Annotated in this window: 17 protein-coding genes and 1 tRNA gene; 4 read left to right on the forward strand and 14 right to left on the reverse strand. The window is 72.0% G+C overall.

All coding sequences use genetic code 11. The features are described 5' to 3' along the window. Nucleotides 1-26 precede the first annotated feature (26 nt). Nucleotides 27-102, forward strand: a tRNA-Thr gene (locus tag BW996_RS06385). Nucleotides 103-269: 167 nt separating this feature from the next. After that, nucleotides 270-443 carry a hypothetical protein gene (locus tag BW996_RS21640; protein ID WP_156027860.1) on the forward strand — a complete coding sequence of 58 codons (174 nt, stop codon included), beginning with the start codon at nt 270-272 and terminating at the stop codon, nt 441-443. 36 nt (nt 444-479) lie between these two features. Here BW996_RS21640 and BW996_RS06390 read toward each other — a convergent pair whose 3' ends face one another. From BW996_RS06390 to BW996_RS22450, 11 genes are all read right to left on the reverse strand, one after another. Next, nucleotides 480-791 carry a hypothetical protein gene (locus tag BW996_RS06390; RefSeq protein ID WP_051632107.1) on the reverse strand — a complete coding sequence of 104 codons (312 nt, stop codon included), beginning with the start codon at nt 789-791 and terminating at the stop codon, nt 480-482. 235 nt (nt 792-1,026) lie between these two features. After that, nucleotides 1,027-1,380, reverse strand: coding sequence for a hypothetical protein (locus BW996_RS06395; RefSeq protein ID WP_037483820.1), 354 nt, complete (start codon nt 1,378-1,380; stop codon nt 1,027-1,029). A gap of 29 nt (nt 1,381-1,409) precedes the next feature. Further along, nucleotides 1,410-2,285, reverse strand: coding sequence for a hypothetical protein (locus tag BW996_RS06400; RefSeq protein ID WP_037483822.1), 876 nt, complete (start codon nt 2,283-2,285; stop codon nt 1,410-1,412). A gap of 14 nt (nt 2,286-2,299) precedes the next feature. Beyond that, on the reverse strand, nt 2,300-2,479 hold the full coding sequence (locus BW996_RS06405) for a hypothetical protein (RefSeq protein WP_037483824.1): 180 nt from the start codon (nt 2,477-2,479) through the stop codon (nt 2,300-2,302). Further along, nucleotides 2,476-3,480, reverse strand: a complete 1,005-nt coding sequence (locus BW996_RS06410) for a plasmid recombination protein (protein ID WP_037483826.1) — start codon at nt 3,478-3,480, stop codon at nt 2,476-2,478. The genes BW996_RS06405 and BW996_RS06410 overlap by 4 nt, the downstream gene beginning before the upstream one ends. Before the next feature lie 100 nt (nt 3,481-3,580). Further along, a complete protein-coding gene (locus tag BW996_RS06415; RefSeq protein ID WP_051632108.1) occupies nt 3,581-3,955 on the reverse strand; it encodes a hypothetical protein in 375 nt (124 codons plus the stop codon). After that, on the reverse strand, nt 3,952-4,230 hold the full coding sequence (locus tag BW996_RS06420; RefSeq protein ID WP_139330775.1) for a hypothetical protein: 279 nt from the start codon (nt 4,228-4,230) through the stop codon (nt 3,952-3,954). Before BW996_RS06420 ends, BW996_RS06415 begins: the two co-directional genes overlap by 4 nt. Nucleotides 4,231-4,330: 100 nt before the next feature. Beyond that, nucleotides 4,331-5,221, reverse strand: coding sequence for a hypothetical protein (locus tag BW996_RS06425; RefSeq protein WP_139330776.1), 891 nt, complete (start codon nt 5,219-5,221; stop codon nt 4,331-4,333). A gap of 106 nt (nt 5,222-5,327) precedes the next feature. Continuing rightward, nucleotides 5,328-6,689, reverse strand: coding sequence for a tyrosine-type recombinase/integrase (locus tag BW996_RS06430; protein WP_037483830.1), 1,362 nt, complete (start codon nt 6,687-6,689; stop codon nt 5,328-5,330). A 254-nt stretch (nt 6,690-6,943) separates the two neighbouring features. Continuing rightward, entirely contained in the window at nt 6,944-7,813 is an 870-nt protein-coding gene (locus BW996_RS06435; protein ID WP_139330777.1) for a HEAT repeat domain-containing protein, read from the reverse strand. Continuing rightward, nucleotides 7,797-9,368 (reverse strand): pre-peptidase C-terminal domain-containing protein, encoded by a 1,572-nt coding sequence (locus tag BW996_RS22450; RefSeq protein ID WP_051632109.1) that lies wholly within the window; start codon nt 9,366-9,368, stop codon nt 7,797-7,799. Before BW996_RS22450 ends, BW996_RS06435 begins: the two co-directional genes overlap by 17 nt. Nucleotides 9,369-9,466: 98 nt before the next feature. On the opposite strand from BW996_RS22450, the gene BW996_RS06445 reads away from it, so the two are divergent. Further along, nucleotides 9,467-11,290 carry an MbnP family protein gene (locus tag BW996_RS06445; RefSeq protein WP_051632110.1) on the forward strand — a complete coding sequence of 608 codons (1,824 nt, stop codon included), beginning with the start codon at nt 9,467-9,469 and terminating at the stop codon, nt 11,288-11,290. A 99-nt stretch (nt 11,291-11,389) separates the two neighbouring features. Then, nucleotides 11,390-13,879, forward strand: coding sequence for a cytochrome c peroxidase (locus tag BW996_RS06450; RefSeq protein ID WP_051632111.1), 2,490 nt, complete (start codon nt 11,390-11,392; stop codon nt 13,877-13,879). Nucleotides 13,880-13,888: 9 nt separating this feature from the next. On the opposite strand, the gene recD is transcribed toward BW996_RS06450, so the two are convergent. From recD to recC, 3 genes are read right to left on the reverse strand one after another with little or no spacing between them, the layout of a single operon-like run. Further along, nucleotides 13,889-16,027 (reverse strand): exodeoxyribonuclease V subunit alpha, encoded by a 2,139-nt coding sequence (gene recD, locus BW996_RS06455; protein ID WP_051632112.1) that lies wholly within the window; start codon nt 16,025-16,027, stop codon nt 13,889-13,891. Next, complete coding sequence (gene recB, locus BW996_RS06460) at nt 16,024-19,851, reverse strand: exodeoxyribonuclease V subunit beta (protein WP_037483835.1); 3,828 nt, start codon at nt 19,849-19,851, stop codon at nt 16,024-16,026. The genes recD and recB overlap by 4 nt, the downstream gene beginning before the upstream one ends. Beyond that, on the reverse strand, nt 19,848-23,576 hold the full coding sequence (recC, locus tag BW996_RS06465; protein ID WP_076458782.1) for an exodeoxyribonuclease V subunit gamma: 3,729 nt from the start codon (nt 23,574-23,576) through the stop codon (nt 19,848-19,850). Before recC ends, recB begins: the two co-directional genes overlap by 4 nt. Between the last annotated feature and the right edge of the window lie 104 nt (nt 23,577-23,680).

The following is a 23,680-nucleotide window of genomic DNA, read 5'->3' on the forward strand; positions in this document are numbered from 1 at the left end:
GCCTATAATATGAGTCTTGCACCGATGCCGGTGTAGCTCAGTTGGTAGAGCAGCGCATTCGTAATGCGAAGGTCGTAGGTTCGACTCCTATCTCCGGCACCATATAAGTCAACGGGTTAGCTCTGTTTCAGGGCTGACCCGTTGTGCTTTGTGGCGGGTCTGTAGGCATCCTGTAGGCACGGTGGACGGATGACGCTAGACGATGGCGGCACAGCACCATCACAATCGCAGTCGATGCGACCCGCAACAACCGCTCAACAGCACCCGACATGACGACTATCACGCTCTGGCTGCTCATCTCCGTCGGTACAGGCAACCGCCCTACTTCCGTCGTCGAACGCTTTGCAGAAGAAGCGCAGTGCAAGCAGGTGGCTGCAGCCATTCGGGCAGAGACGCTTCTTGACCCGCTCAACATCTGCATTCGAGCTGAAGTCGCACGCTGACCCCGAAGCGCCGCGCCGGCGCAACAGCTCCGGCAGTCACTGCGGCAGCAGCCCATCCCATCCGGTGCCCTCATGCGCCGTCAGGGCGCCGGCCTGCCTCTGCGCCTTCTTGCCTTCGGTCTCGCGGCTGCTGCCAGCGCGCAGCAGCGCCTTTGCCGCATCAACGCGCAACCGACCATCCGCGCCTGTGTCGCGCATCACAGCGCGCAGGAACTCGACCGCCTCGGCGGCTCCGTCGTCCTGCGGCCGCACGCCGATGTGAGGCAGGGGTTCGGGCTGGCGTGGCAGTCGGCCAGCACCAGGGCGGGCGCCTCCGCGTCCGTTCGGGGTCTTGGTGTCGTTGCTCATCGCACTTCCTTGTGTGTGCTCACTCACTTTGATTGTTCTCTAGGGGCAAAAAGTTCTGTGCACGGCTCCGGGTAGGTCACCACCCCCGGGCCGCCCCGGACTTTGGTGCCCCCCCCTGTACCTCATCGCCTCGGCCAGCGGTGCAGCAGCTCCAGGACCGCAGCAGCGATGAGCCCCACAGCAGCGGCCCCGGGCTCCGCCAGCCACCGGACCAAGCGCAGCAGCCGGCGCAACATCAGGCGTCAGCGCCGGGCGCTCGGCCGTTCATCGTGATGTCCACGGGCTCAGTGACCCAGGCGGGCGCAGTGACATCGGCACCAGGGACCAGCCGCAGCAGGAAGGCGACAGCATCGCGGGCGGCCCCCTGAGACAGCCCCTCGATGCTGCCAGCCGGCGCAGCGCATAGCGTGACCGAGCCAGCCCCTAGGCTGGTCCAGACGGTCATGCGCGCCAGGAGCGCGGGCGCAATGGAACGCACCCACAGGGCGCGCCATCCTTCGCTGACGGCGGGAACGGCTTCGATGTCGCGGGGCGGCTGCCAGAAAACGCGGAACTTGTCCCCGGCATCGTTCGTGAGCTTGATTTGCATGGTGTATTCCTTCGTGCGGGTTCGGGTTGTCAGTGCAGCGAGCCGGCCGGCTGGTGGCGCACGGTCAGTCCTGCGGCCTCCATGTCCTCGGCGATGGCCTCCAGGTCCGCCACGTCGGCGCCCAGCGCATCGGCCACAGCTTCCAGGCTGTAGAGCGGTTCACCATCGGCGGTGCAGTGTGTCGGCGTCGGCATCGTGATGCCGTCAGCCTTCAGCATCCGGTCGCAGCACCCCGGGTCTTGCAGCTCCACGGCCCGGATGATGGCGGCGAAGGCGCGCGGGTCTTCCTCGCCATGCAGGTCAATGAGGCGCCGGGCCTCGGCGAAGGCTTCGCGGATGGCGCGCTGCTCGGGCGTCTCGGTCTTGAGCCGGTGCCATGCCTCCATCGCGTCAACGACGGCGCCGGCCAGTTCTTCGGTGACGACACGCCCCGGCTTCGGGGAGGCCATGAGGGCGCGCACCTGCTCGGCTCGCACGGCCGCACGGTCGGCAAGCTCGCCAGCGTCGGCGGCGTCGGCCATGTCCTGCAGGCGGTCGGCGTAGGCTGTGCCGTCATAGGGCGCCAGCAGCAGCGCCAGGCGCAGGCCAGCAGCGTCACCAGCGGCGGCCAGCTCGCCCAGCAGGGCGGCCAGTTCGGCGGCCGGCATGTGGTCGGCGGCTTCCTCGGCTTCGGCGCAGTCGGCCAGCAGGTCGGCGATGCGTTCGGCCTCGGCGTCAGGCATGTCGTCCTGACCAAGCGCCGCGCGGATGGCGGCCCGTCCAAGCTCGTCGAGGTCTTCCAGGGACTCGGCGCCGGTCAGCGTGTAGACAGCGTGGAAGCGCCCCCAATCGGCGCCCAGAGCATCGCGGGCGGCGGTCAGGTTGCGCAGGCGGTTGAAGGTGTTGAAGGTGTTGAAGGCGGTCATGTGGATTCCTCGATTCAGTGAACGGTGCGGCCAGCACGCGGCGTCACGGCCAGCAGGCCAAGGGCGCGAGCGAACGGGCGCGGGTCGGTGTTGATGGCGGCCAGGACTCCCGGCCAGGACGGCGAGCGGGTCGCCGGGTCGGCGCGGCGCTGCAGCTCATGGACGACGGCTTGCGCGAGGTCGGCGGCGGTCACGAGACACCCCCAGGTGCGTGCGTTTCGGTGTGGCTGGTGCTGCTGCTCGGGATGCCCTCGGGCGGGCGGTTGGAGCGGTCAGGAAACCCCGTGGCAGGAGCGAACCCTACAGAGCCTAGGGTTCGGGTTTTCGGCGCCTCCAGTTTCGGACCCTTCGGGACTCCCTCGCCGACTCCAAGCCCTATAGGCTTCGACGCCATCAGCGCCCGGTCGCGGCGCTCGGCGGCCTCGCGGGTCTTCGCGCCCCGGCCGGTGCTGGTCATGATGCTGGCAAGGGTCCGGGCTGGCTTCTTCGCGGCCTCGCTGACGCGGCTTGCATCGAACCCTATGGATTCCGCGAAGGGTCGCGGGTCGCGCTCGATGGCGTCGCGGATGGCCGGCCACGCGGCCGACTTCAGCGCCGGGTCTGCTGCGGCCTTCATGTGCGCCAGGACGGCGGCGGCCAGCTTCTCGCGGCTCATGCCGGACAGACGCGCGGCGCCACGCTTCAGGCCGAAGCCATGCGCAACGTCGGCATGGAAGGCGGTCTGCAGCGTGCGCAGCCTTGCCGGGCCGCCCACGAGGTCAGAGCCGACCATGCGCCCAGCCTTGAGGGGCAGGCACAGCACATGCGCGTGAGGCGTCGCCTCGTCGTGATGGGCGTCAGCCGACAGCACCGGCCCGAACTGCTCGCGCGCCCAGGCCACACAAGCGGCGAAGTAGGCGCCCGGGTCAATGCCGCCACCGTCGGCCGGCAGCGAGAACACCACTTCCACGGCTCGCACGGCATCGCGGCGCAGCTTGCCGACCCCGGCAGCGTCCATGAGGGTCTGCGCCAGCTTGGCGACATCCTCGGGCGTCTCCGGGCCTTCCATGCGCACGTTGAGGCGGCACCGGGCCGGGTTGATGTGCGAGGCGGCGCCCAGCTCGGCGGCGATGGCGCGGCGGTTGTGCCGGGCCGCAGCCAGGACGATTCCCGCCCCGGTCAGCTTCTTGAGGCGCAGGACTGCGGCAGCCGTCATGCCAGCCCCCAGGCGATGACCGAACAGGCGGGCGTCATGACGGCAACCAGGGCAGCAGCAGCGCCAGCAGCACGCAGCAGGGCGCAGGACAGGCGGGCGCTCATGCTTCGCCCTCCAGAAGCTCGGCCTGCTGCTCGGGCTTGCGCGGGTCGGAGTCGCGGCGGCGACGCCACGCCAGAACCCGGCGCCGGTCTTCGCCGGTCAGCGAGTAGATGCCTCGCTTGACCTCGCGGCCGTCGCGGTCATAGCAGGGCACGCGGTCGCATGGGATGTCCAGGCCACGGCGGCGAAGCTCGGCGATGACCTCCGGGCCGTTGCTGGCTCCTGCAATGCGGTCGATGTCCTCGCGGCTGCGCATCCGGTGCCCTAAGGCGACGATGACGCGCAGGTGTCGAGGGTTCGCGGTCCCGGTAAACTGACGCGGCTTGACGGCGGCGCCTGTCGTGTCCTTCGGGGTGCGGCGGGCGGTTTTCATTGCACGCCCTCCACGCCCAGCAGGCGCCGGATTTCAGCCACAGGCCACAGCAGCCCCAGGCGGCCCGGGATGCGGCGCGGGCGGATGCGGCCGTTCTCGCGCATCGCCCAGCAGCGCAGGGTCTGCATGGACAGGCTCAGGTGATGCGCGGCCGTCTCGGTGTCAACGTGAGTCCGGGTTTCCAGCGCCAGCGGCGTGAAGGTGCGCGGCGTGGTGCGGGGGCGGCGGCCCAATCCCTTCTTGGGGGCCTGCGTGGGGGTGGTTTCGAGGTGCATCGTTCGCTTTCAGTGTTGATAGCGATGCGATTTCCTCGCGCCGGGTATCCTCCCCCGCAAGAGTCCCCCTGTACCCCAAAGCAGGGCACACCCGGGCGGGTCAGGCGTCTTTGATGTCGCCCGATTCCCTCAGGCGCTCCCATGCCTTATTGAAGACGGACACACCCCAGCCCGGCAGATGTCCGAGCCTCTGACGTACTGCAGCCTTCGGCCCGGCCTTGCCAGGGTCATTCCTCGGGAGCGCGGTCGGGTCGCGCCCGAGCTCGCGCAGCACACGCAGAATCTCAGCCTCTTGATGGCGCTGGCGCTGAAGCGGCACCGCCACGGCCTCAGGACGGGCCGCAGGGCTCGCGCTGGCGCTGGGTGCGGCCTCGGTGGCTGCGGCGGCTTGCGCGGGCTCTGGCGGCAGCTCCAGGGTGGGCGGCAAGCCAAAGTCCGGCAGCAGGCTGCACCACTCCCCGGGGACGATTCGGGTTGGTTTCACCTGCTCGTGCTCGGGCGGCATGAACCCGGCATACCACAGGGTCCGAATGGGCTCCCCCGTCTCGTGGTGGTACTCCGTCCGGCCGGCCCGCCTGCTCGCATCGAGTAGGCGGGTCAGCACTGCATCAAGGTCAATTCCGGCCGGCGCCAGCAGTCGGGAGGCGTCGGCCCGGGTGAGCATCCACCCGTCCAGTGCCTCGAAGTCGGCGGCGCAGGGGAGCCGGCTCGACGGGTTGCGCGGCGTCACCTCCCCAGCACTCACGGCGCGGCGCAGCTCGTTCAGCCACGAATGCACGACGGTGTGGGCGCAGACGCCGGGCGTCAGGTATCCGTCTTCCAGTACCACGGCCATCAGGTCCAGGGCGGTCATCCGGCCGGCTGCGGCGTCATCAATCCATCGGTCAGGGCCAAACGTCACTTCGATGTGAACCGGTCGCCCATGCTGGTCACGAATGACCTTCGATTCGCTTCCTTCGAGGTGGAACGCCACCTGCTCAAGTAGTCCCATGCTGCACCCCCTCAGGCGCACCCCTCGGAACGGGAGCCACGGCAGGCAGGCGAGGGATTCCCGCTTTTCGGCCCGGTTTCGAGGCGGGCCTAGCCGTGGCAGAAACTCAGACGGCGCGCAGGCGGGCGGGTTCTTCGCTGGCGCTGGGCACCGGCAGGCCGGCCTGTTCCAGAATCCACGCCTCGGCCTTCTGGTGCCACATGCGCAGCAGGTCCAGGGGTCGGCGCCTGTAGTGCTTCTCTGCGGTCGCGCTGGGCTTGTGGCCTTGAATCTGCGCCACGACACCGGCCGGCATCTCGACCCACTCGCACAGCGTCCCGAAGGACCGGCGCAGGCCGTGAATGGTCAGATGCGGCAGGCCGGCAGCCTGCAAGGCGCGTTCGTGGGCAAAGCGCGGCTCCTGCAGGCGGCCATCCGTCGCCGCAGGGGACGAGAAGACCCATTCGTTCCGGCGCGGCAGCGCGGCCAGCAGGCGCGACACGTAGGGCGTCAGGGGGATGACCCGCTGCCCCTCCACCTTGTCGGCGATGGTCAGGGCGCACCAGCGGAAGTCCACATCCTCCCAGCGCAGGCCGGCCAGTTCCTCGCGGCGGGCGCCGGTCAGGATGGCGGTCTGCAGGTAGGCGGCATGAACCGGGTTCGGCAGCTCGCGCACGGCCTTGAACCACAGCGCCACCTGCTCGCGCTGCAGGCAGTCCCCTTCCCTCGCCTGAGAAGACGGCACAGCCTCGGTGACGGCCTTCGAGCGGTAGGCGTCGGCGGCAATCAGCGCCCGGTGCTGCGGATGCTCGCCCGCCCAGCGGATGAAGCCACGCACCAGCCTGAAGGCGTGGGCGGCATTCGTCGGCCGGTCGGCGGCCTCACGGGTCAGCCAGTCGGCCAGGACATCGGCGTTCAGGTCGGACAGCCGCAGCGCCAGCAGCGGCGCAATCGGGCCGGCCACGGTCAGCCCCTTTCCTCGCTGGCGCTGCTCGCCACCAGCGGCGGACAGGTTCACATGGTCGCGGTAGGTGCGTTCCGCCCACTTCGGCCGGCGTTCCTCCAGGTACTCGCGCCACGCCTCGCCGACCGTCACCAGCTCGCGGGCCTTCTGCGCTGCAGCGGCCGACCGCTCGCCAGCCTCGCGGGCGATGGTGGCGGCCTTCTCGGCGCGCGGGTCGGTGCCGGCCTTGACCAGCGCCAGCAGGCGCAGCGCCTCGCCATCGGCGCCCGGCCCGGTCGGGTTGCCCTTGCGGTCCTTCGGCACCCGGATAGGCATCGAAGCCGGGCCGATGGTCATGCGGATGGTCTGCCGACCTATGCGCCCCTCGAAGATGAAGGACCGCTTGCCACCCGCCGTGACCCGAAGCCCTAGGCCGGGCTGCTTGGTGTCCCAGTACAGCGCCTGAGACTTGCCGGCCTGACAGGTCGCGGCATCAACGCGGGCGCGGGTGAACTCGAAGCTTGTCGGGTCAGTTTTCGTGGTCATCTGGACTCTGTAGGCATCCTGTAGGCACCGATTCTATATTCCGATGCATACCGATGAACACGCCACATCACCTAAGTCATTGATTCACAACGAATCAGGCACCAGAACCAACGCGGATAAACCCCACAAAATGCCCGCTTTCTCGCATTCGTAATGCGAAGGTCGTAGGTTCGACTCCTATCTCCGGCACCAGACACCTGAAGGGGTGATTCCAGAATGGAATCACCCCTTTTCGTTGGAGGTGTCGGATCTGCTCAAGGCCGGGCGAGCTGCCCTTCCGCGGCGGCCGCGCTGCGCAGCAGGGCCTGGCGGACGCCGGCATCCAGACCCTCGAAACCACGCGATCCGGCGGCGGCCGCGCGGGTCATCTCGACGCCCTGGCGGCTCGAGACACGGCCCAGCGCCATCAGCGCATGGTCGATGTTGTCGCTGCGCACCTGCTGCAGCAGGTAGTCGGTCGAATCCATCGTGCCCAGATGGGCCAGGCCGTGCAGGGCCGACATCGCCAGCGCCGAGCGCTTCTCGCCGGTGTCGGCCTCCACGATGTGGACCAGCCCGTCGAGCGCCTCCGGCCGCGTGGTCTGCTCGAGCACCTGCAGGATGCGGCCGCGCCACTCGGGCGGCAGCCGCCCGTAGTCCTCGCCCAGCGCGGTGATCGTCTCGGCGTCGGCCAGCCGAGCCAGCACGCTGATGGCACTGCGCTCGACCGCCGGATGCGGGCTGCGCAGCAGCGCCTCGCGCCAGGCCGGCAGGCTGGCCGCATCGGCCGTGTCCTCGAGCCGGCGAGCCAGCGCGATCGCGTCGTCGCCGGGCGGCAGCGCGGCCAGCCGGCCGATCTCGCCGGCGGTGGCACGGGCCGCGGGCGGCAGCGCCGGCAGCACGATCGCCCCGGAAGCCCCGCTGCCAAACGGCGAGCCGGCCGTCGATCCGGGCGGGACGATCAGGCCGCCCCCCGTCGATCCGGCCACCGCCGTGGCGCCGCCTTGCGCCGAGGCGGGAGCCATGCGGTCACGGATCAGCCAGGCGGCCGCGCCGGCCACCGCCGCCAGCGCCAGCCCGGCCACGATCAGCCGAGCCGACCGCACGCGGCGCTGCATCCGGGAGGACTCAGGGGATGGTGACATTCAGGCGTCCGGTGTTGTTGCTCTCGTCGAGCTCGTCGATCAGGTTCATCGGGTCCATGACGATCTCGAGCACATAGTTGCCGGCCGGCACGCCGGTGATGTCGACCCACTGACCCGACAGGTTGGAGCTGTAGACGTCCGCCCAGCCGGCCTGGATGCCCTGGTTGCTGCAGGTGTAGCGCGCCGAAGGGTTGGCGCCGCTGTCGATGCGGGTGATGTCCATCAGGCAGAAGCCCACCTTCTTGCCGGTGCGCACCACCGCACCGCTGGCGTCGAGCAGGCGGTACTGCGCAAAGCTGCGGAAGTGGTAGTGGCCGTGGCAGCCGCCCCACTCGAAGGAACTGTTCGAGGCCGGATTGCCCAGCACCAGATCGGCCGAGCCGATGTTGCGCGTCTGGGTGTTGAAGCGCAGCAGCCGGTGCGTGCCGGCGGTGATGGTGCCCTCCTCGATCTCGCAGGCATTCGCCGCGAAGGTCTCGGTGGTGATGCGCGGGTTGGCGGCCGCCATCGAGATGGTGATGTCGGGCCGGCCGGCGCTGGCGGTGCCGGACTGCGTGGCCTTCAGCGTCACGCCGGAATAGGCGCGGTAGCCGTGCAGCATCAGGAAATAGTCGCCGGCGCGCGGCGTGGCGATCGTGACCGTCTCGGCATTGCCCGACAGGTAGGGCCGCTGGTCCCAGGTCGAGGTGGTGGCGAGCTGGCCGTACTTCACATGCAGATCGGCATCGCCGCTGCCGCCCGAGATCGAGAAGCTCACGCTGCTGACGCCCGCCGGCACCGCGACGCGGAAATTGGTCACGCTGCCCTGGGCGCCGGCCAGATTGGCCATCGACGCGCCGATTGCCAGCGTCTGCACCGGATTGATGATGGTGTAGGTGCCGGCGCTCACGCTGCTGACCGACTGGCTGCCGGCAAAGGCCGCCGCACGCACCTGGGTGGTCGCGGTGACCAGGATCGGTGCGGTGTAGACCTCCGAGCCGGTGCTCGGGGTGCTGCCGTCCAGGGTGTAGCGGATCACCGCATCGGGCGTGGCAGAGGCCAGGCTGACGCTGACACGGCCGGAGTGCGTGCCCGGCGCCGGGCTGAAGGTGGGCGCGGCCACCGTCGCCGCCGAGCCCCCGCCGCCGTCATGGGTGGCCTTGAGCGTCAGGCCGCTGTAGGCGCTGTAGCCGCGCAGCATCACATGCCAGGTGCCGGCCGCCGGTGCGCTGACCGAGACCGCCTCGTTCGAGCCGCTGCGGTAGGGGCGGTAATCCCAGGTCGACAGCGTCGGCGGGGCACCGCGACGCACATACAGGTCAGCGTCGCCGGAGCTGCCGACGATCGAGATCGACAGCGTGCTGGCGCCCGCCGGCACCTCGATCGTGTAGTGGCGCTGGCTGCCATAGGCCCCAGCAATGCCGCCGACCGCGGTGCCGCTGGCCAGGGCCTGCGGCACGGAGGCGGTCTGGGCCACGGCAGGCACGGTGACGGTCAGTCCAGGCAGCGCCAGCGCAGCGGCCAAGAGGATGCGGGCCAGCAGCGGTCCCGATCGGAGTGCGGTCAGTGCGGTCATGTCAGGGTTGAAGTCGGGCGTGTTTGTGTATCAATTCACAAATTATGTTACATGCATTTACATTGATGCCCCTCTCCTTTTTGCCGATGCCTTCGCGCATGCGCTCTGCACTGACTTCCATCTCGCCTCGTCCTGCATGGCCGATCGCCTGCCTGGCGGTCGTCTTCCTGCTGCCGGCCTTCGCTGCGGCCGCCACAGCGGCGCCACTGCCCCCCGCGCCCCGGATCACGCTGCAGGTCATCGACCGGACCGGCCGTTCACTGGAGCCCGACCGGCTCGGCGCGGTGCAGGACCGGCGCGGCCGGGCGTTGTCGATCAGCCGGCTCGACCTGATGCTCTCGGGCCTGCAGCTGCAGACCGGCGATGGCCGCTGGGTGGGGCCGACCGGCTGGCATGGGCATTTCCGCGCCACCCTGCCCGACCGGCACGAACCGCTGCCGGGCCTGGCGCCGGGCCGCTACCGCGCGCTGCGCTTCGCGATCGGCGTCGCGCCCGAGGCCAACCATGCCGACCCGAACCGGCTCGCGCCCGGCGACCCGCTGCATCCGCTGGTCAACGACATGCACTGGGGCTGGACCGGCGGCTATGTCTTCGCCGCGATCGAAGGCCTGTGGCAGTTCGACCGTGCCGAGGCCGGCCGCACCGGCGGCTTCTCCTATCACCTGGCCGGCGACATCAACCGCATCACCGTGACGCTGCCGGGCCCGCTGCAGCTCGCCGCCGGCGGCACGCTGCGCCTGAAGCTCGATGCTGGCCGGCTGCTGGCGGCGGTCGACATCTCGAAGGACGGCGACTCGACCCACTCGCGCGGCGACGACCCGCCCTCGCGGGCGCTGAGGACGGCGCTGGCACGCGCCTTCCGGGTCGAGGCGCTGGCCCCTCAGGCGGCCGCGGATCCGCGCAGCGGCACAGCCGCCGCCGGCATGGCCCCCATCGGCACCACGCCTTACCGCTGGAGCGCGGGCACCCACCTGCCCCGGGTGACGCTGCCGGCCGACAACCCGTTGACCGTGCAGGGCGTGGCGCTCGGACGCCAGCTCTTCGGCGATCCGCGCCTGTCACGCGACGGGCGCATCAGCTGCGCGACCTGCCATGTGCCCGACCGGGCCTTCGTCGATCCGGGCCGGGCGAGCAGCCGCGGCATCGACGGCCGCGAGGGCCTGCGCAACACCCCGACGCTGAGCAATCTGGCCTGGAGCCGCCATTTCGGCTGGGACGGCGGGCGCAGCACGCTGCGCGAGCAGGCACTGCGCCCGATCGAGCTGATGCACGAGATGGGCGACCGGCTGCCGCAGGTGGTCGAGCGGCTCGGGCGGGATGCGGCGCTGCAGGCGAGCTTCCGCCAGGCCTTCGGCGGTCCGGTCAGTGCACCACGCCTGGGCCTGGCGCTGGAACAGTACCTGCTGACGCTGGTGGCGCAGGACGCGAAGTTCGACCGCGTGATGCAGGGCCGCGCGCAGTTCAGCCCGGCCGAGAAGCGCGGCTTCGAGCTCTTCCTGACCGAGCATGACCCGCGCCAGGGTCTGCGCGGTGCCGACTGCTTCCACTGCCATGGCGGCAGCCTGTTCACCAGCCAGCAGTTCGCCAGCATCGGCCTGCCGCGCCTGAAGGGCCGCCCGGACGACCCCGGCCGCGCCGGCGTCACCGGGCTGGAGAGCGACCGCGGCCGCTTTCGGGTGCCGAGCCTGCGCAATGTCGCGCTGACCGCGCCCTACATGCACGACGGGCGCTTCCGCACGCTCGAGGAGGTCATCGAGCACTACGACCACGGCGTCGAGCGCGCTCCGAATCTCGACCCCAACCTGGCCAAGCATCCGCCCGCCGGCATGGGCCTGTCCGCCGAGGACAAGGCGGCACTGGTGGCCTTCCTGAAGACGTTGACCGAAGTGGCGGAAACACATCGCGTCCGCCCTGGAAACTGAATCCCAGCTTAAGACTGTGTCAAGGCGGAGGTTTGCCAGCGCCCGGTTGTAAACAATTGTTTACTCTTGGTAACCTAAGGTATCAATCGGAGACATCTCATGCGCGCGCCTCGCCACGCTGCCCTGCCCTCGCCGCCCCGGATGGCCACCTGCACGCTGCTCACGCTGAGCGCCCTGGCCCTGGGCGGCAACGCCGCCTTCGCACAGACCGCCGAGCCGGTCAATGCGCCCACATCGCTCAAGGGCGTCGCCCGGCCGGAGCCGCCCAATCTGGGCGAGTTCGTGCAGAGCAAGACCGAGGCGATCGCGCTGGGCAAGGCGCTGTTCTGGGACCTGCAGCTCGGCAGCGACGGCAAGACCGCCTGCGCCTCCTGCCACTTCCAGGCCGGCGCCGACAGCCGCAGCAAGAACCAGATCTCGCCCGGCCTGAACCGCATGGCGTCGCTGACGAGCCCGAATCCGGACACCAGCTTCCAGCTCGGCGGCCTCAACTACCAGTTCACGCTGGCCGACTTTCCGCTGCACAAGCTTGCCGACCCGAACAACCGCAACTCGACGGTGCAGCGCTCGGTCAACGACGTGGCCGCCTCGCAGGGCGTGTTCCTGGAGCAGTTCAACGGCGTGACCGGCACGCTGTTCGGCGTGCCGACGATGCCGCCCCTGAGCAACGGCACGCTGCTGCAGGACGCCTACGCCACCTGGTACGCCTCGACCACCGAGCAGCGCGCGCTGGTGGCTGATCCGCTCTTCCGCATCGCCGGCATCAACACCCGGCGCGTCGAGCCCCGCAACACGCCCACGGTCATCAACGCGGTCTTCAATCTGCGCAATTTCTGGGACGGCCGCGCCGAGTTCGTCTTCAACGGCGTCAACCCCTTCGGTCTGCGCGACCCGAATGCGCGCGTGTTCAGGAACGTGCAGAACGGCAGCACCTGGTCGATGCAGCCGACCGCCGTGCAGCTGACCCATGCCAGCCTGGCCTCGCAGGCCTCGGGCCCGCCGGGCAACCATTTCGAGATGAGCGCGCAGGGCCGCAGCTTCGCCGACATCGGCCGCAAGATGCTCTATCTGCGCCCGCTGCAGACCCAGGCGGTGAGCAGCACCGACAGCGTGCTGGGCGCGCGTCGCCACGGCAGCGGCCAGGGCCTGAACGAAGCGAACTACGCCGCGATGGTGAAGAAGGCCTTCCGCCCCGAGTGGTGGAACGGCGACCGCCTGATCCAGGTGAACGCCGACGGCTCGAAGACGCTGGTGACGCTGACCTCGACCCCGGCGGCGAACCAGTACACCCAGATGCAGCACAACTTCAGCCTGTTCTTCGGACTGGCGCTGCAGCTCTATCAAGCCACGCTGGTGTCGGACGACGCGCCCTTCGACCGCTGGGTGAGCGGCACCACCACGGCGATGTCCACCTCGGCGCAGCAGGGCTTCGGCCTGTTCATGGGCAAGGGACGCTGCGTCAACTGCCACGGCGGCGCGGAGTTCACCAACGCCTCGGTGCGCAAGATGCTGGCCACGCCGATGGCCCGCATGACGATGGGCAACGGCGCGACCGCCGTCTATGACGAGGGCTTCTACAACATCGGCGTGCGCCCGACGCTCGACGACCTCGGCGCCGGCGGCAAGGACCCGTTCGGCAATCCGCTGGCCCTGTCGGCGCTGGCGCAGCTCGGCCGGATGCAGGCGCTGAGCGGCATCGCGCCCAATCTGACGGTCTCCGCCACCGAGCGGATCGCAGTCAACGGCCAGTTCAAGACGCCGACGCTGCGCAACGTCGAGCTGACCGCGCCCTACTTCCACAACGGCGACTCGGCCACGCTGCGCCAGGTGATCGAGTTCTACAACCGCGGCGGCAACTTCCACGACCAGAACCTGGCCGACCTGGATGCCGACATCACCTCGCTCGGGCTGACCGAGGACGAGAAGACCGCGCTGGTGGAGTTCATGAAGGCGCTGACCGACGACCGCGTGCGCTTCCACGCCGCGCCCTTCGATCACCCCGAGCTGCGCATCCCGAACGGCCATCCCGGCTCGACCACCAGCGTCACCAACGATGGCAGCGGCCGTGCCACCGACGCGACGCTGACGCTGCCGGCGGTCGGCGCGGCAGGTTATGCGAAGGGCTCGACACCGGCGAACTTCCTGAACACCGGCTTCTCGGGCCAGCCGGTGGTGCAGCTGCGCACCGCTTCGGGGGCCTGCATCGGTGCATTCCTCAACCTGGGCCTGGCCGGCACGAAGCTGCAGGCGCAGGCCTGCGGCAGCACCTCGGCGCAGCGCTTCCGCCTGGTGCCGGAGGCCGAAGGCAGCCAGATCCTGGTGCCGCAGCATGCCACCGGGCTGGTGATGAAGGTGGGCTCGCTGCTGTCGACGCTCGACGGCGTGGACATCACCATCGGCCTGAACGACGGCCAGCGCGACCTGCACTGGCGGCTGGAGGAAGTCGCCGCCGGCCAGGTGATGCTGCGCAACCGCCACAGCAACAAGTGCGTCGAGATGGGCTCCGACCTGCTGCTCGGGCGCAAGGCGCAGCAGCGTACCTGCTCAAGCGTGCGCACCGACCAGCTGTTCCGGGTGACGCCGGTCTGAATCAGAGGCTCAGCCGCTCAGCAACCCCGGCAGCCCGCTGGCGCGCCGGGTGCGCCGCTGCAGCGCACGCGCCCAGACGCTGCGGTCGGGCGCCACCAGCGTGAAGGCGTCCTTCGCACGGGTGATGCCGGTGTAGACCAGCTCGCAGCTCAGCACCGGGTTCATCTGCGGCGGCAGCACCAGCGCCACATGCGCGAACTCCGAGCCCTGCGACTTGTGCACCGTCATCGCGAAGGCGGTCTCGACCCGCGAGAGCCGGCTGGCCATCACCGAACGCGGCGGCAGATCGTCGCCGTCGACGAACCAGACCCGCAGGCTGCGCCCGTCGGCCGAGGGCAGCGCGATGCCGACATCGCCGTTGTGCACGCCCAGCGCCGGGTCGTTGCGGGTGACCATGACCGGCCGGCCGGCATACCACTCGCCGGCGGGCAGGCGCCAGCGCGCGCGCGCCCGCGCTTCGATCAGCGCGTTCAGGCCCGCCACGCCCCAGGCGCCCTCGCGCAGCGCACACAGCAGCCGGAAGCGGTCGAAGGCACGCAGCACGCCGACCACCCAGCGCTGGTGGGCGGCCTCGCCCGGCCCGTCCGGCCCGGCACGCAGCATGTCCAGACAGGCGGCATAGCCGAGCAGTGCGCCGGGGCGGCCGTCGAGCGCCAGCGCCACCACCTGCGCCAGCGCAGCCGATTCGGTCGCGCCCTCGGGCAGCGTCAGCCGCGCGACCGCGTCGTCGCGCTCGCGCAGCACCTGCGCGGCGCGACCGACATCGTTGTCGTTGACCGCCAGCGCCAGCCGGCCGATCGCGCCGCCGAAGCGCCGGCTCTCGCGCAGCATCACCGTCTGCTGCGCCAGCACCAGCGGCGGCGTGGCCCCGTCCTGCGTGCGCGAGGCCGGCAGGCACATCGCCGGCGGCAGCACCTGGCCGGTGCAGTCGGCGATCCAGCGGGCACTGTCGGCGTCGTAGTGCCCATGCACCGCGCCGCGGCAGAAGTCGCCCAGCACCGCGCCGGCCTCGACCGAGGCCAGCTGGTCGCGGTCGCCCAGCAGCACCAGCCGCGCCGAGGCCGGCAGCGCCGCCAGCAGCGCGGCCATCATTTCCAGATGCACCATCGAGGCCTCATCGACCACCAGCAGGTCGACCTCGAGCGGATGGCGCGCGTCGTGGCGCAGCGTGCGGGTGTCGGGCCGCGCGCCCAGCAGCCGGTGCAGCGTGGTGGCCTCGCGCAGGCGCTCGCCCAGGTCGGCCCAGTCGAGCACGCCCGGCAGCGCCTGGCCGAGCTGCTGCAGCGCCAGGTCGATCGACTGCTTCAGCCGCGCCGCGGCCTTGCCGGTGGGCGCGGCCAGCGCAATGCGCAGCGTGCGCGGCGCCGGATGCAGCGCGTAGCCCAGCGCCAGCAGCCGCGCGACGGTGTAGGTCTTGCCGGTGCCGGGCCCGCCGGTGATCAGCGCCAGCCGACCGCGCAGCGCCACCGCGCAGGCGATGCGCTGCCAGTCGGGCCCATCCTTCGGATCACGCGGGGCGAACAGCCGGTCCAGCCAGCGGCGCACCTCGGCCGGATCGGGTGCGGGCCAGCCGGTGGGATCGTCCTGGGCGGCCGGACGCATGCGCTCGCGCACCGCCTGCGCCACTGCCTGTTCGTCGCGCCAGTGGCGGCGCAGGTAGAGCCGGCCGTCGTCCTCCAGCCGCAGCGGCGCGCCCGGCCGCCGAGCCGAGGCGGTGTCGACCGCACCGCTGTCGCGCAGCGCCGCCATCCAGTCGGCCAGCGCGCCCGGCAGGCGCTGCAGCAGCGCCGCCAGCGCCTGCTGCGCCGTGGCCGGGCCGTCGAGCCAGCCCTCGTCGTCGGCGCGTGCGGCCGCACCGGGGCGGCGCTGCGCCAGCAGCTCGGTCAGCTCGATGCAGGTGTGGCCACGGCCCTCGCGCTGCGCGAGCAGGGCGGCGGCCAGCAGCGCCGCCACCGGCGCCTGCGGGCATTCATCGGCCAGCCAGCGCGCCAGCGCGACATCGAGCCGGCGCAGCCAGCCCTGGGCGCACCAGTCGTCGAGCAGCGCCAGCAGCTCGGCCACGTCCGGAACCCCCGCAGGCGGGTCGAACAGCGCGAACAGATCGGCCTGGGCGGGATCGGCGGAAAAATCGGGCGTCGATCGGATCATGTGCGGCCCTCCTCGTGCACGCCCAGCGCCCGGTCGAGCGCCCGCAGCAGCGCCGTCGGCGGGCGCAGCAGCACGCAGCCGCGCTCAGGCCCGCGAATGCCGCGCAGGAACAGGCAGATCGCGCCGCCGAGATGAACATCCGGGTCGTAGTCCGCCCCGAGCCGGCGCCCGAGCAGCCGGTGCAGCGCCAGCAGATAGAGCACCGACTGCAGCTCGTAGCGGTGCTCGAGCACCGCGCGTTCCAGCGTGGTGCGGTCGTAGTCGGCATCACGGTCGCCGAGGTGATTGGACTTGTAGTCGATCACCCACCAGCGCCCGTCGTGCTCGAAGACCAGGTCGACAAAGCCCATCATCATGCCGTCGAGCTGGCGCGGCACCAGCGCCGGGCGCTCGCGTCCGGGCAGCAGCGCCTGGCGGCACAGCCGGTCGAAGGCGGCGCTGTCGAGCTGCCGGCTCGGCATCCAGAACTCCATTTCCGGCAGCAGCGCGTCGACCTGCTCCAGCGCGGCGCCGCCCAGCGGCGGCAGCGGCGCCGACAGCACCGCATCCATCCAGTCCAGCACCTCGTCGGTGCGCTCGCCGTGGCAGGCCCGATCGCAGCGCCGCTCGGCCATCCGGCGCACCGCGGGCTCGGCGCGACGGTCGAAGCCCTCCTGCGCCAGCAGCTGCAGCAGCTCGTGCAGGAAGTTGCCCGGCAGCGCGCCGCGCGGGAAGCGGTGCCAGGCCGCCTCGGCCTCGGTCGCCAGCTCGACGCCCGCATCGCCCATCGGCTGCACCGCCCATTCCTCGCGCACCTGCTCCTGGCGACGCGGATCGGCCAGCAGCGCCGGCAGGCCGGAGCGGTCCCAGACCTCGGCATCGATCTCGGCATCGGCATCGGCCCCGGGCAGCGGCGACGCCGTCGCCTCCTTCAGGTCGCGCACCAGCGCGGTGAAGCTGCCGACCGCCCAGTCGCGGTCGAAGGCGGCGCGGTAGACCGGCGGCTCGGCCAGCGGATGCGCCGGCGCGCGGCGCTGCAGCTGCGGGCGCTGCGTCACCGGCCGCAGCGGCGTCACCTCGATCGCACCGGCCACGAACGGATCGGGCGGCCGGAACGCGCACAGCGCCTGCAGCGCCTGTCCGACCTGGTCGACCGTCATCGCGGCGCCGCCGCCGAGCAGGTGGCCGAGTGCGCTCTGGTGCAGCAGATGCTCGTCCTGCGAACGTGGCCTGCGCACCAGGCCGACGCCCAACCACAGCAGATGGCGCGGCCGGGTCAGCGCGACATAGAACAGCCGCAGGTCCTCGCGCAGGCGCTCGCGCTCGGCCTCGGCCAGCGCCTCGTCGTCGGGCGCGAAGTCCAGCCGGCGCCGGCCCTGGGCATCGACCCGCTCGACGAACAGCGCGTCGCCCTTCTTCACCGGCCGCGCCGACGCCGCGAAGGGCATCACCACCACCGGATATTCCAGGCCCTTGGACTTGTGCACCGTGACGACCTGCACCAGCTCGGCGTCGCTCTCCAGCCGCACCACCCGCTCGTCGCTGCCGGCCTGGGCGCCGCCGCGGCCCAGGCCCGAGATCTGCTCGGCCAGCCAGCGGATCTGCGCCTGCTCGCCCTCCAGCCGGCTGCTGGCCGACTGCAGCAGCTCGCCCAGGTGCAGCAGGTTGGTCAGGCGCCGCTCGCCGTCGGCCACCTCCTGGCCGGCCAGCCAGCGCGCCGGCAGGTCCAGCAGGTGCAGTGTCTGGCGCACCAGCGTCAGGGCGCCCTGGCGCTGCCAGATGCGGCGCAGCTGCGCCAGCAGCGCCAGCCGCGCGTCCCAGGCGACATCGTCGTGCACCAGCCGCGCCAGCTCGTCGAGCGACAGCCCGACCGTCGCGGTGGCGAAGGCCGCGCGCGCCAGCCGGGTGTCCTGCGGCTCGGCCACCGCCTGCAGCCAGCGCAGCAGGTCGCGCGCCTCGGCGGTGTCGAAGACGGCATCCTGGTCAGACAAATAGACCGAGGCCACGCCGGCCCGGCGCAGCGCGCGGCGCACCGCCTCGGCCTCGCGGCGGTTGCGCACCAGCACCGCGATGTCGCCCGGCGCCAGGCGGCGCGCCTCGCCGCCGGGGCGGCAAAAGCCCAGGCTCGCGTCGTCGAGCCAGTCGACGATGCGCTCGGCCGCGCGGCGCGCCAGCGTCTCGCGCAGCTCCTCGGCCGGCAGCGGCGTCGGCAGCCACTCGATCTGCAGCGCCGCCAGCGCGGTGTCGCCGCGGCCGAGCGTCTCGCTTCGGCCCTTGGCGTCGACCGCCTCGAAGGGCAGCGTGGCCTCGCGGCCGGCGCCCGGTTCGGCCGGTTCGGCCAAGGTGCCGAAGGCAAAGGCCTCGCCGGGCCGGCGCTGCTCGGCCTGCAGGAAGACCGCGTTGACCGCGCCGACCAGCGCCTGCGTCGAGCGGTAGTTGGTGCCCAGCGCGTGGTGGCGGCCGGCGGTGGCGCGGCGCACCGCCAGGTAGCTGTAGATGTCAGCGCCGCGGAAGCGGTAGATCGACTGCTTCGGGTCGCCGATCATCAGCAGCGCGGTGGCCGGATCGTCGTCGGCCACCCGGTAGAGCCGGTCGAACAGCCGGTACTGCAGCGGCGAGGTGTCCTGGAACTCGTCGATCAGCGCCACCGGGTACTGCGCCAGGATGCCCTCGCGCAGCCGCGGGCCGGCCTCGCCCGCCAGCGCCTGCTCGAGCCGGCGCTGCAGGTCGGCGAAGCCGAACTGCGCCGAGGCGCGCTTGAGCTGCTCGAGCCGCTGCGCGATGCGCCGCGCCGCATGGCGCAGCAGGCGCGGGCCCGGCGGCTCCAGCGCCGCCAGCTCGGCCTGCAGCGCCTCGAACTCGGCAAAGGCGGCCGGAATCTCGCCGCAGTCCTGGTTCTTCTTCAGCGCCTCGCGCAGGCCGTCGGGCGTCAGGCGCCGCGCGCCGGTGTCGGGCTGCAGCACCAGCCGCTCGGCCAGCGCATCCTCGGCCCAGGCGACGATCTGGGCATGCCATTTCTCGAGCGACTTCGGATTGACCTTGACGCCGTTGAACGGCGGCTTCGGTCCGTTCTGCTGGCGAAAGATCCAGGTGAACATCGCCTCGGCGCGCTCGACCCAGCCGGCCTTGAGCGCCAGCAGCCGCGCGCGGCGCGTCTCGACCCAGCCGGGCAGCCAGTCGGGCAGCGCCTGCGCGCCGTCCTCGGCGCCGAGCAGCTCCTCGTGCATCAGCAGCGGCCGGGTCTGGCGGCCCATCGCCTCGGCATCGGGCCACTGGCGGTGCAGCAGCTCCAGCGCGGCCATCGGCAGCGGATAGACCTCGCGGCGCCAGACATCGAGCACCGCCTGCTGCAGCAGCTCGGCCTCGTCGGCGACCAGCTCCTCGGTGAACAGGCTGCCGCTGTCGAAGGCATGCTCGCGCAGCGTGCGCTGGCACCAGGCGTCGATGGTGTGCACCGCCGCCTCGTCCATGCCCTCGGCCGCCAGCGCGAGCCGGTGCGCGGCGCGCGAGCGGGCCGCCTCGTCGGCGCAGTCGGCCGCCAGCGCCTGCACGAAGGCGTCGCCGCTGGCCGCCAGCGCTGCGGGATCACGGAACAGCCGCGCCGCCTCGATCAGCCGCTCGCGAATGCGCGAGGACAGCTCGCGGGTCGCCGCCCGGGTGAAGGTCATCACCAGGATCTGCGCCGGCAGCAGCGCACGCGGCTCGCGGGTGCCGTGGTCGCCATGGCCGAGCACCAGGCGCAGGTAGAGCGCCGCGATGGTCCAGGTCTTGCCGGTGCCGGCGCTGGCCTCGATCAGGCGCGAGCCGCGCAGCGGCAGGGTCAGCGGATCGAGCCGCTCGCTCATGCCGCGTCCTCCGCACCGGCCAGGCCGGCGCCTTCGTCCTCGTCGCCGCCCTCGGCGTCGCCCAGCGGCTCGACCGTCACGCCGCCGTCGCGCACCCAGGCGTGCAGCGGCCCGTAGAGCGCCAGCGTCCAGCCCTCGAAGTCCGGCGCCTCGCGCAGCGTCTCCCAGTCGGGAAAGACCCGCGCCAGCGCCGGTTCCTCGCCCTCGCCGGGCAGCGCGCGGGCGCCCTGAGCGCCCTCGAAGGCGGCGCGGGCGCGCTCGTCGGCGCGTTCCTCGTCCAGACCCTTCAGCCAGGCCAGCGAGGTGCGCAGCGCCGCCGGCAGCGGCGCCTGGCGCTGCCGGCTCCAGCCCGACAGCAGCGCCTCGACCGCCTCGCGGGCGGCCTGCGCCGACGGCGGCTGCAGCCGCAGCACCGCATCGCGGCCGATCAGCCGGCCCTCGACCGCATGACCGCAGGCGGCCGCCAGCACCATCCGCAGCCACGGCCGCAGCAGCTTGTCGGCCTGCGGCGCCAGCGCGCCCTTGTCCGGGCCGGACGGCATCGGGCGGCACAGCCGGCGCGCCTCGATCGCCAGCCACAGCGGCGGCGCCTCGGCCGGCGCGCCGGGCTCGCGCCGCAGCGCGTCGAGCCAGTCGTCGATGCGCAGATCCTGGTGCTGCACCGCCAGCTGCAGCGGCCGCACCGGCTCGGACCAGCGGTGGCGCGCGCGCTGCCACTCGCGCCAGACCGGCGCGCTCTGGCGCGCGAAGCGCAGCCGCCACAGCTCGCCCAGCCCGGCCAGCGGCAGCTCGCCGCGGCGCGCCAGCCGCGCGGTGCGCCGCAGCAGCTCGGCCCGGCAGGCCGCCAGCGTCATCGGCGCGCCAGCCTCCAGGCCGCGGTCCTGGTCGAGCAGCTCGCGCAGCAACAGCGTCTCGTCGAGCGCGCCCAGCGCCAGCGGCTCGTCGTCGGCGGCCTGCACCGCCAGCGGCGGAAACTCGACATCCAGACGCTCGCGGAAATGGTGCTGCACCGGATTGCGCAGGAAGCGCTCCAGCCGCGCCAGCGTCAGCGGCTCGTCGTCGCGGACCGGGGCCGCAGCGGCAGTGGTCAGCGCCGGCCCGGGCAGCGCGGCGCCGGCCTGCGCGTCGGCATGGGCCTGGCGCCACTCGCGCGCCCAGGTGCCGGGCGCCGCGTCATCGGGCCGCTCCGCCTCGAAGTAGCGCCGGCTGAAGGGCTGCAGCGGGTGCTCGGTCGTCAGCCGCGCCGACAGGCCCGCGCCCCAGCCGGCGTCGAGGTGATCGCGCAGCTGCGCCACCAGCACCGAGGGCGGCTGCTCGCTGTTGTCGCGCACGCTGCGCCCGGACCCGCTGATCGACAGGACACGGCGCGCCGCCAGCAACGCCTCGAGCATCAGCATGCGGTCGTCATCGCGGCGAGCGCGGTCGCCGGGGCGCTGCGTGCCGGGCAGCGCCAGCAGGTCGAAGTCGCTGCGCGGCGCGCGGCGCGGGTAGTCGCCGTCGTTCATGCCCAGCAGGCAGACGATCTCGAAGGGGATCGCCCGCATCGGCATCAGGGTGCAGAACACGACGCCGCCGCCCAGGAAGCGGCTGTTCAGGCTCGGCTCGTCGACGCCGGCCAGCCAGCCCTCGCGCAGCACCTCCAGCGGCACCAGCGGCGCAAAGCCGGCGTCCTCGCAGTCGTCGAGCCAGCGCCCGAGCGCCTCGGTCAGCGAGGCCAGCAGCAGCCGGTCGGTCTCGTCGACCGGCTCGAAGAAGGTCTCGAGCAGCCGCACCGCGCGCTGCTGCCAGACCGGGGGCGTGGCCGGCGTGGCGGCCTCGCGCCACCACCGGCGCAGCGCGTCGATCAGCGCGGCCAGCGAGCCGGCGATGCCGGCGTCCAGGCCGCCGACCTCGTCGTAGGGGTCGATGTGCCGCCAGGGCGAGGTGTTCCCCTCGTCGCTCGTCGCCTCGTCGTCCGTCTGCGCGTCGAGGCGGCCGTGGGCATAGCCCAGCAGCATGCGCCGCAGCCCGAACAGGCCGCTGTTGACCTCGCCGCAGGCGCCCAGGCCGAGGCCGTCGCGCTGCGCCGCGTCCAGCCCCCAGCGCACGCCGGCGCCCTCGAGCCAGCGCGCGGCGGTGGCGCGGTCCGCGTCCTGCAGCCCGAAGCGCGCCGCCAGCGCCGGCACGTCGACCAGATCGCGCAGCTCGCCGACGGTGCAGCGCTGGCGCGTGACCTTCAGCAGCCATTCCAGCGCCACCAGCATCGGCTGGCGCCCGCGCAGCTTCAGGTCGGCGATCTCGTAGGGAATGCGGCGTGCGTCCCCCGGTTGATGCTGACCGAAGACGGCATGGATCAGCGGCGCCCAGGGCTCGATGTCGGGCACCATCACGACGATGTCGCGCGGGGCCAGCGGCGCGCCGGGGCGGCCGTCCGGACCGGCGGGCGGCGCGGCCAGCAGGTCCAGCAGCCGGTCGTGCAGGATCTCGATCTCGCGCATCGCGCTGTGCGCGATCGTGAAGCAGACCGAGCGGTCGTCCGGGGCCAGCGGCGGCGCGGCGGCCTCGCGCTCGACGATCTCGGGCAGCGGCAGGCCGTCGCGGATCGCGCGCTGCACCCGCACCAGCAGCGGCACGCCGCGCACCGGATCGTCGGCCACGTCCAGATCCTCGTCGAACAGGTCGATGCGCGGCACCTGGAAGCGCGCCTGCGCGGCGGCCGCGTCGTCGAAGCGGTCGAGCATGCGGATGAAGTCGCGCCCCTGCCGGCCCCAGGCGGCCAGCAGCGGATGCGCATGCGCATGCATGCGGTCGAGCGGGATCTCGGCCAGGTCCAGCCCGCCGCGCAGCGGCTGGCGCCGCCGCAGCGTGCGCAGCAGCTCGCGGCCGTCGAGGATGTCGGCCCAGTGGAAGCGGCAGGGATTGGGCACCGCCAGCAGCACCTGCGCGCGCTGCGACAGGGCCACCAGCGCCTCCAGCGTCTGCCACGGCAGATGGCTGTGCCCGAACAGCACCACCCGGCGCGGCAGCGGCTGGCGCGGCGCGTCGCCCGCCTCGACCGCCGCGACGAAGCGCCGGTGCACGTCGCTGCGCACCGCGCGCCGGCCGCTCTCGTCGAGCGACGCCAGCAGGCCGTGCCACAGCCGCGCCTGCCAGCGCTGCGCCTCGGGCAGCGCCATCTCGCGGCCGTCGCCCAGGCGCAGCGCCTCGCGCCCGCGGCCCCAGTCGTCGAGCCAGTCGGCGCGGTAGATCTGGTACTGGTCGTACAGGTCGGCCAGGCGCTCGGCGAGCTGCAGCCGGCGCACCGGATCGTCGAGCGCATCGCCGCGCGCGGCGCCCGCCTCCAGGAACTGCCGCAGCGGCTCGAAGCCGGGCCGCTCGACCCAGCCGGGCAGCGCCTGCATCAGCCGCCAGGTCATCGGCGCCTTGTCGAAGGGGGAGCGCGCCGGGGCCCCGTCGCGGCCGAGCATCGCCCGGTACAGCCGCCACAGGAAGCGCGCCGGCAGCTCCACCCGCGAGGCCGCGCAGACGCCGCTGCGCCGCGCCAGCGACATCTTCATCCACTCGGCGATGCCGTTGCTCTGCACCAGCAGCACGTCGGGCTCGAGCGGATCGAGCGGCTGGCGGTCCAGCCAGGCGAACACCGCCTGCTGCAGCAGCTCGAGCCGGTTGCCGTGCAGCACCAGCAGCCCCGGCTGGATGAGCGCCCGCCCGGAAAGACGTGAGGTCTGCGATCCGCCGTCTTTCATGCCACCTCGGTGCCTTCGAAGCTCGCCATCGCCCACGGCACGCGGGCGTGCCTGTCCTGGAGGCGCGGCTTGAAGGTCTTCAGGACTGTCATCCGATCACTGTA

The organism is Sphaerotilus natans (assembly GCF_900156335.1).
GTDB classification, from domain to species: Bacteria; Pseudomonadota; Gammaproteobacteria; order Burkholderiales; family Burkholderiaceae_C; genus Sphaerotilus; species Sphaerotilus natans.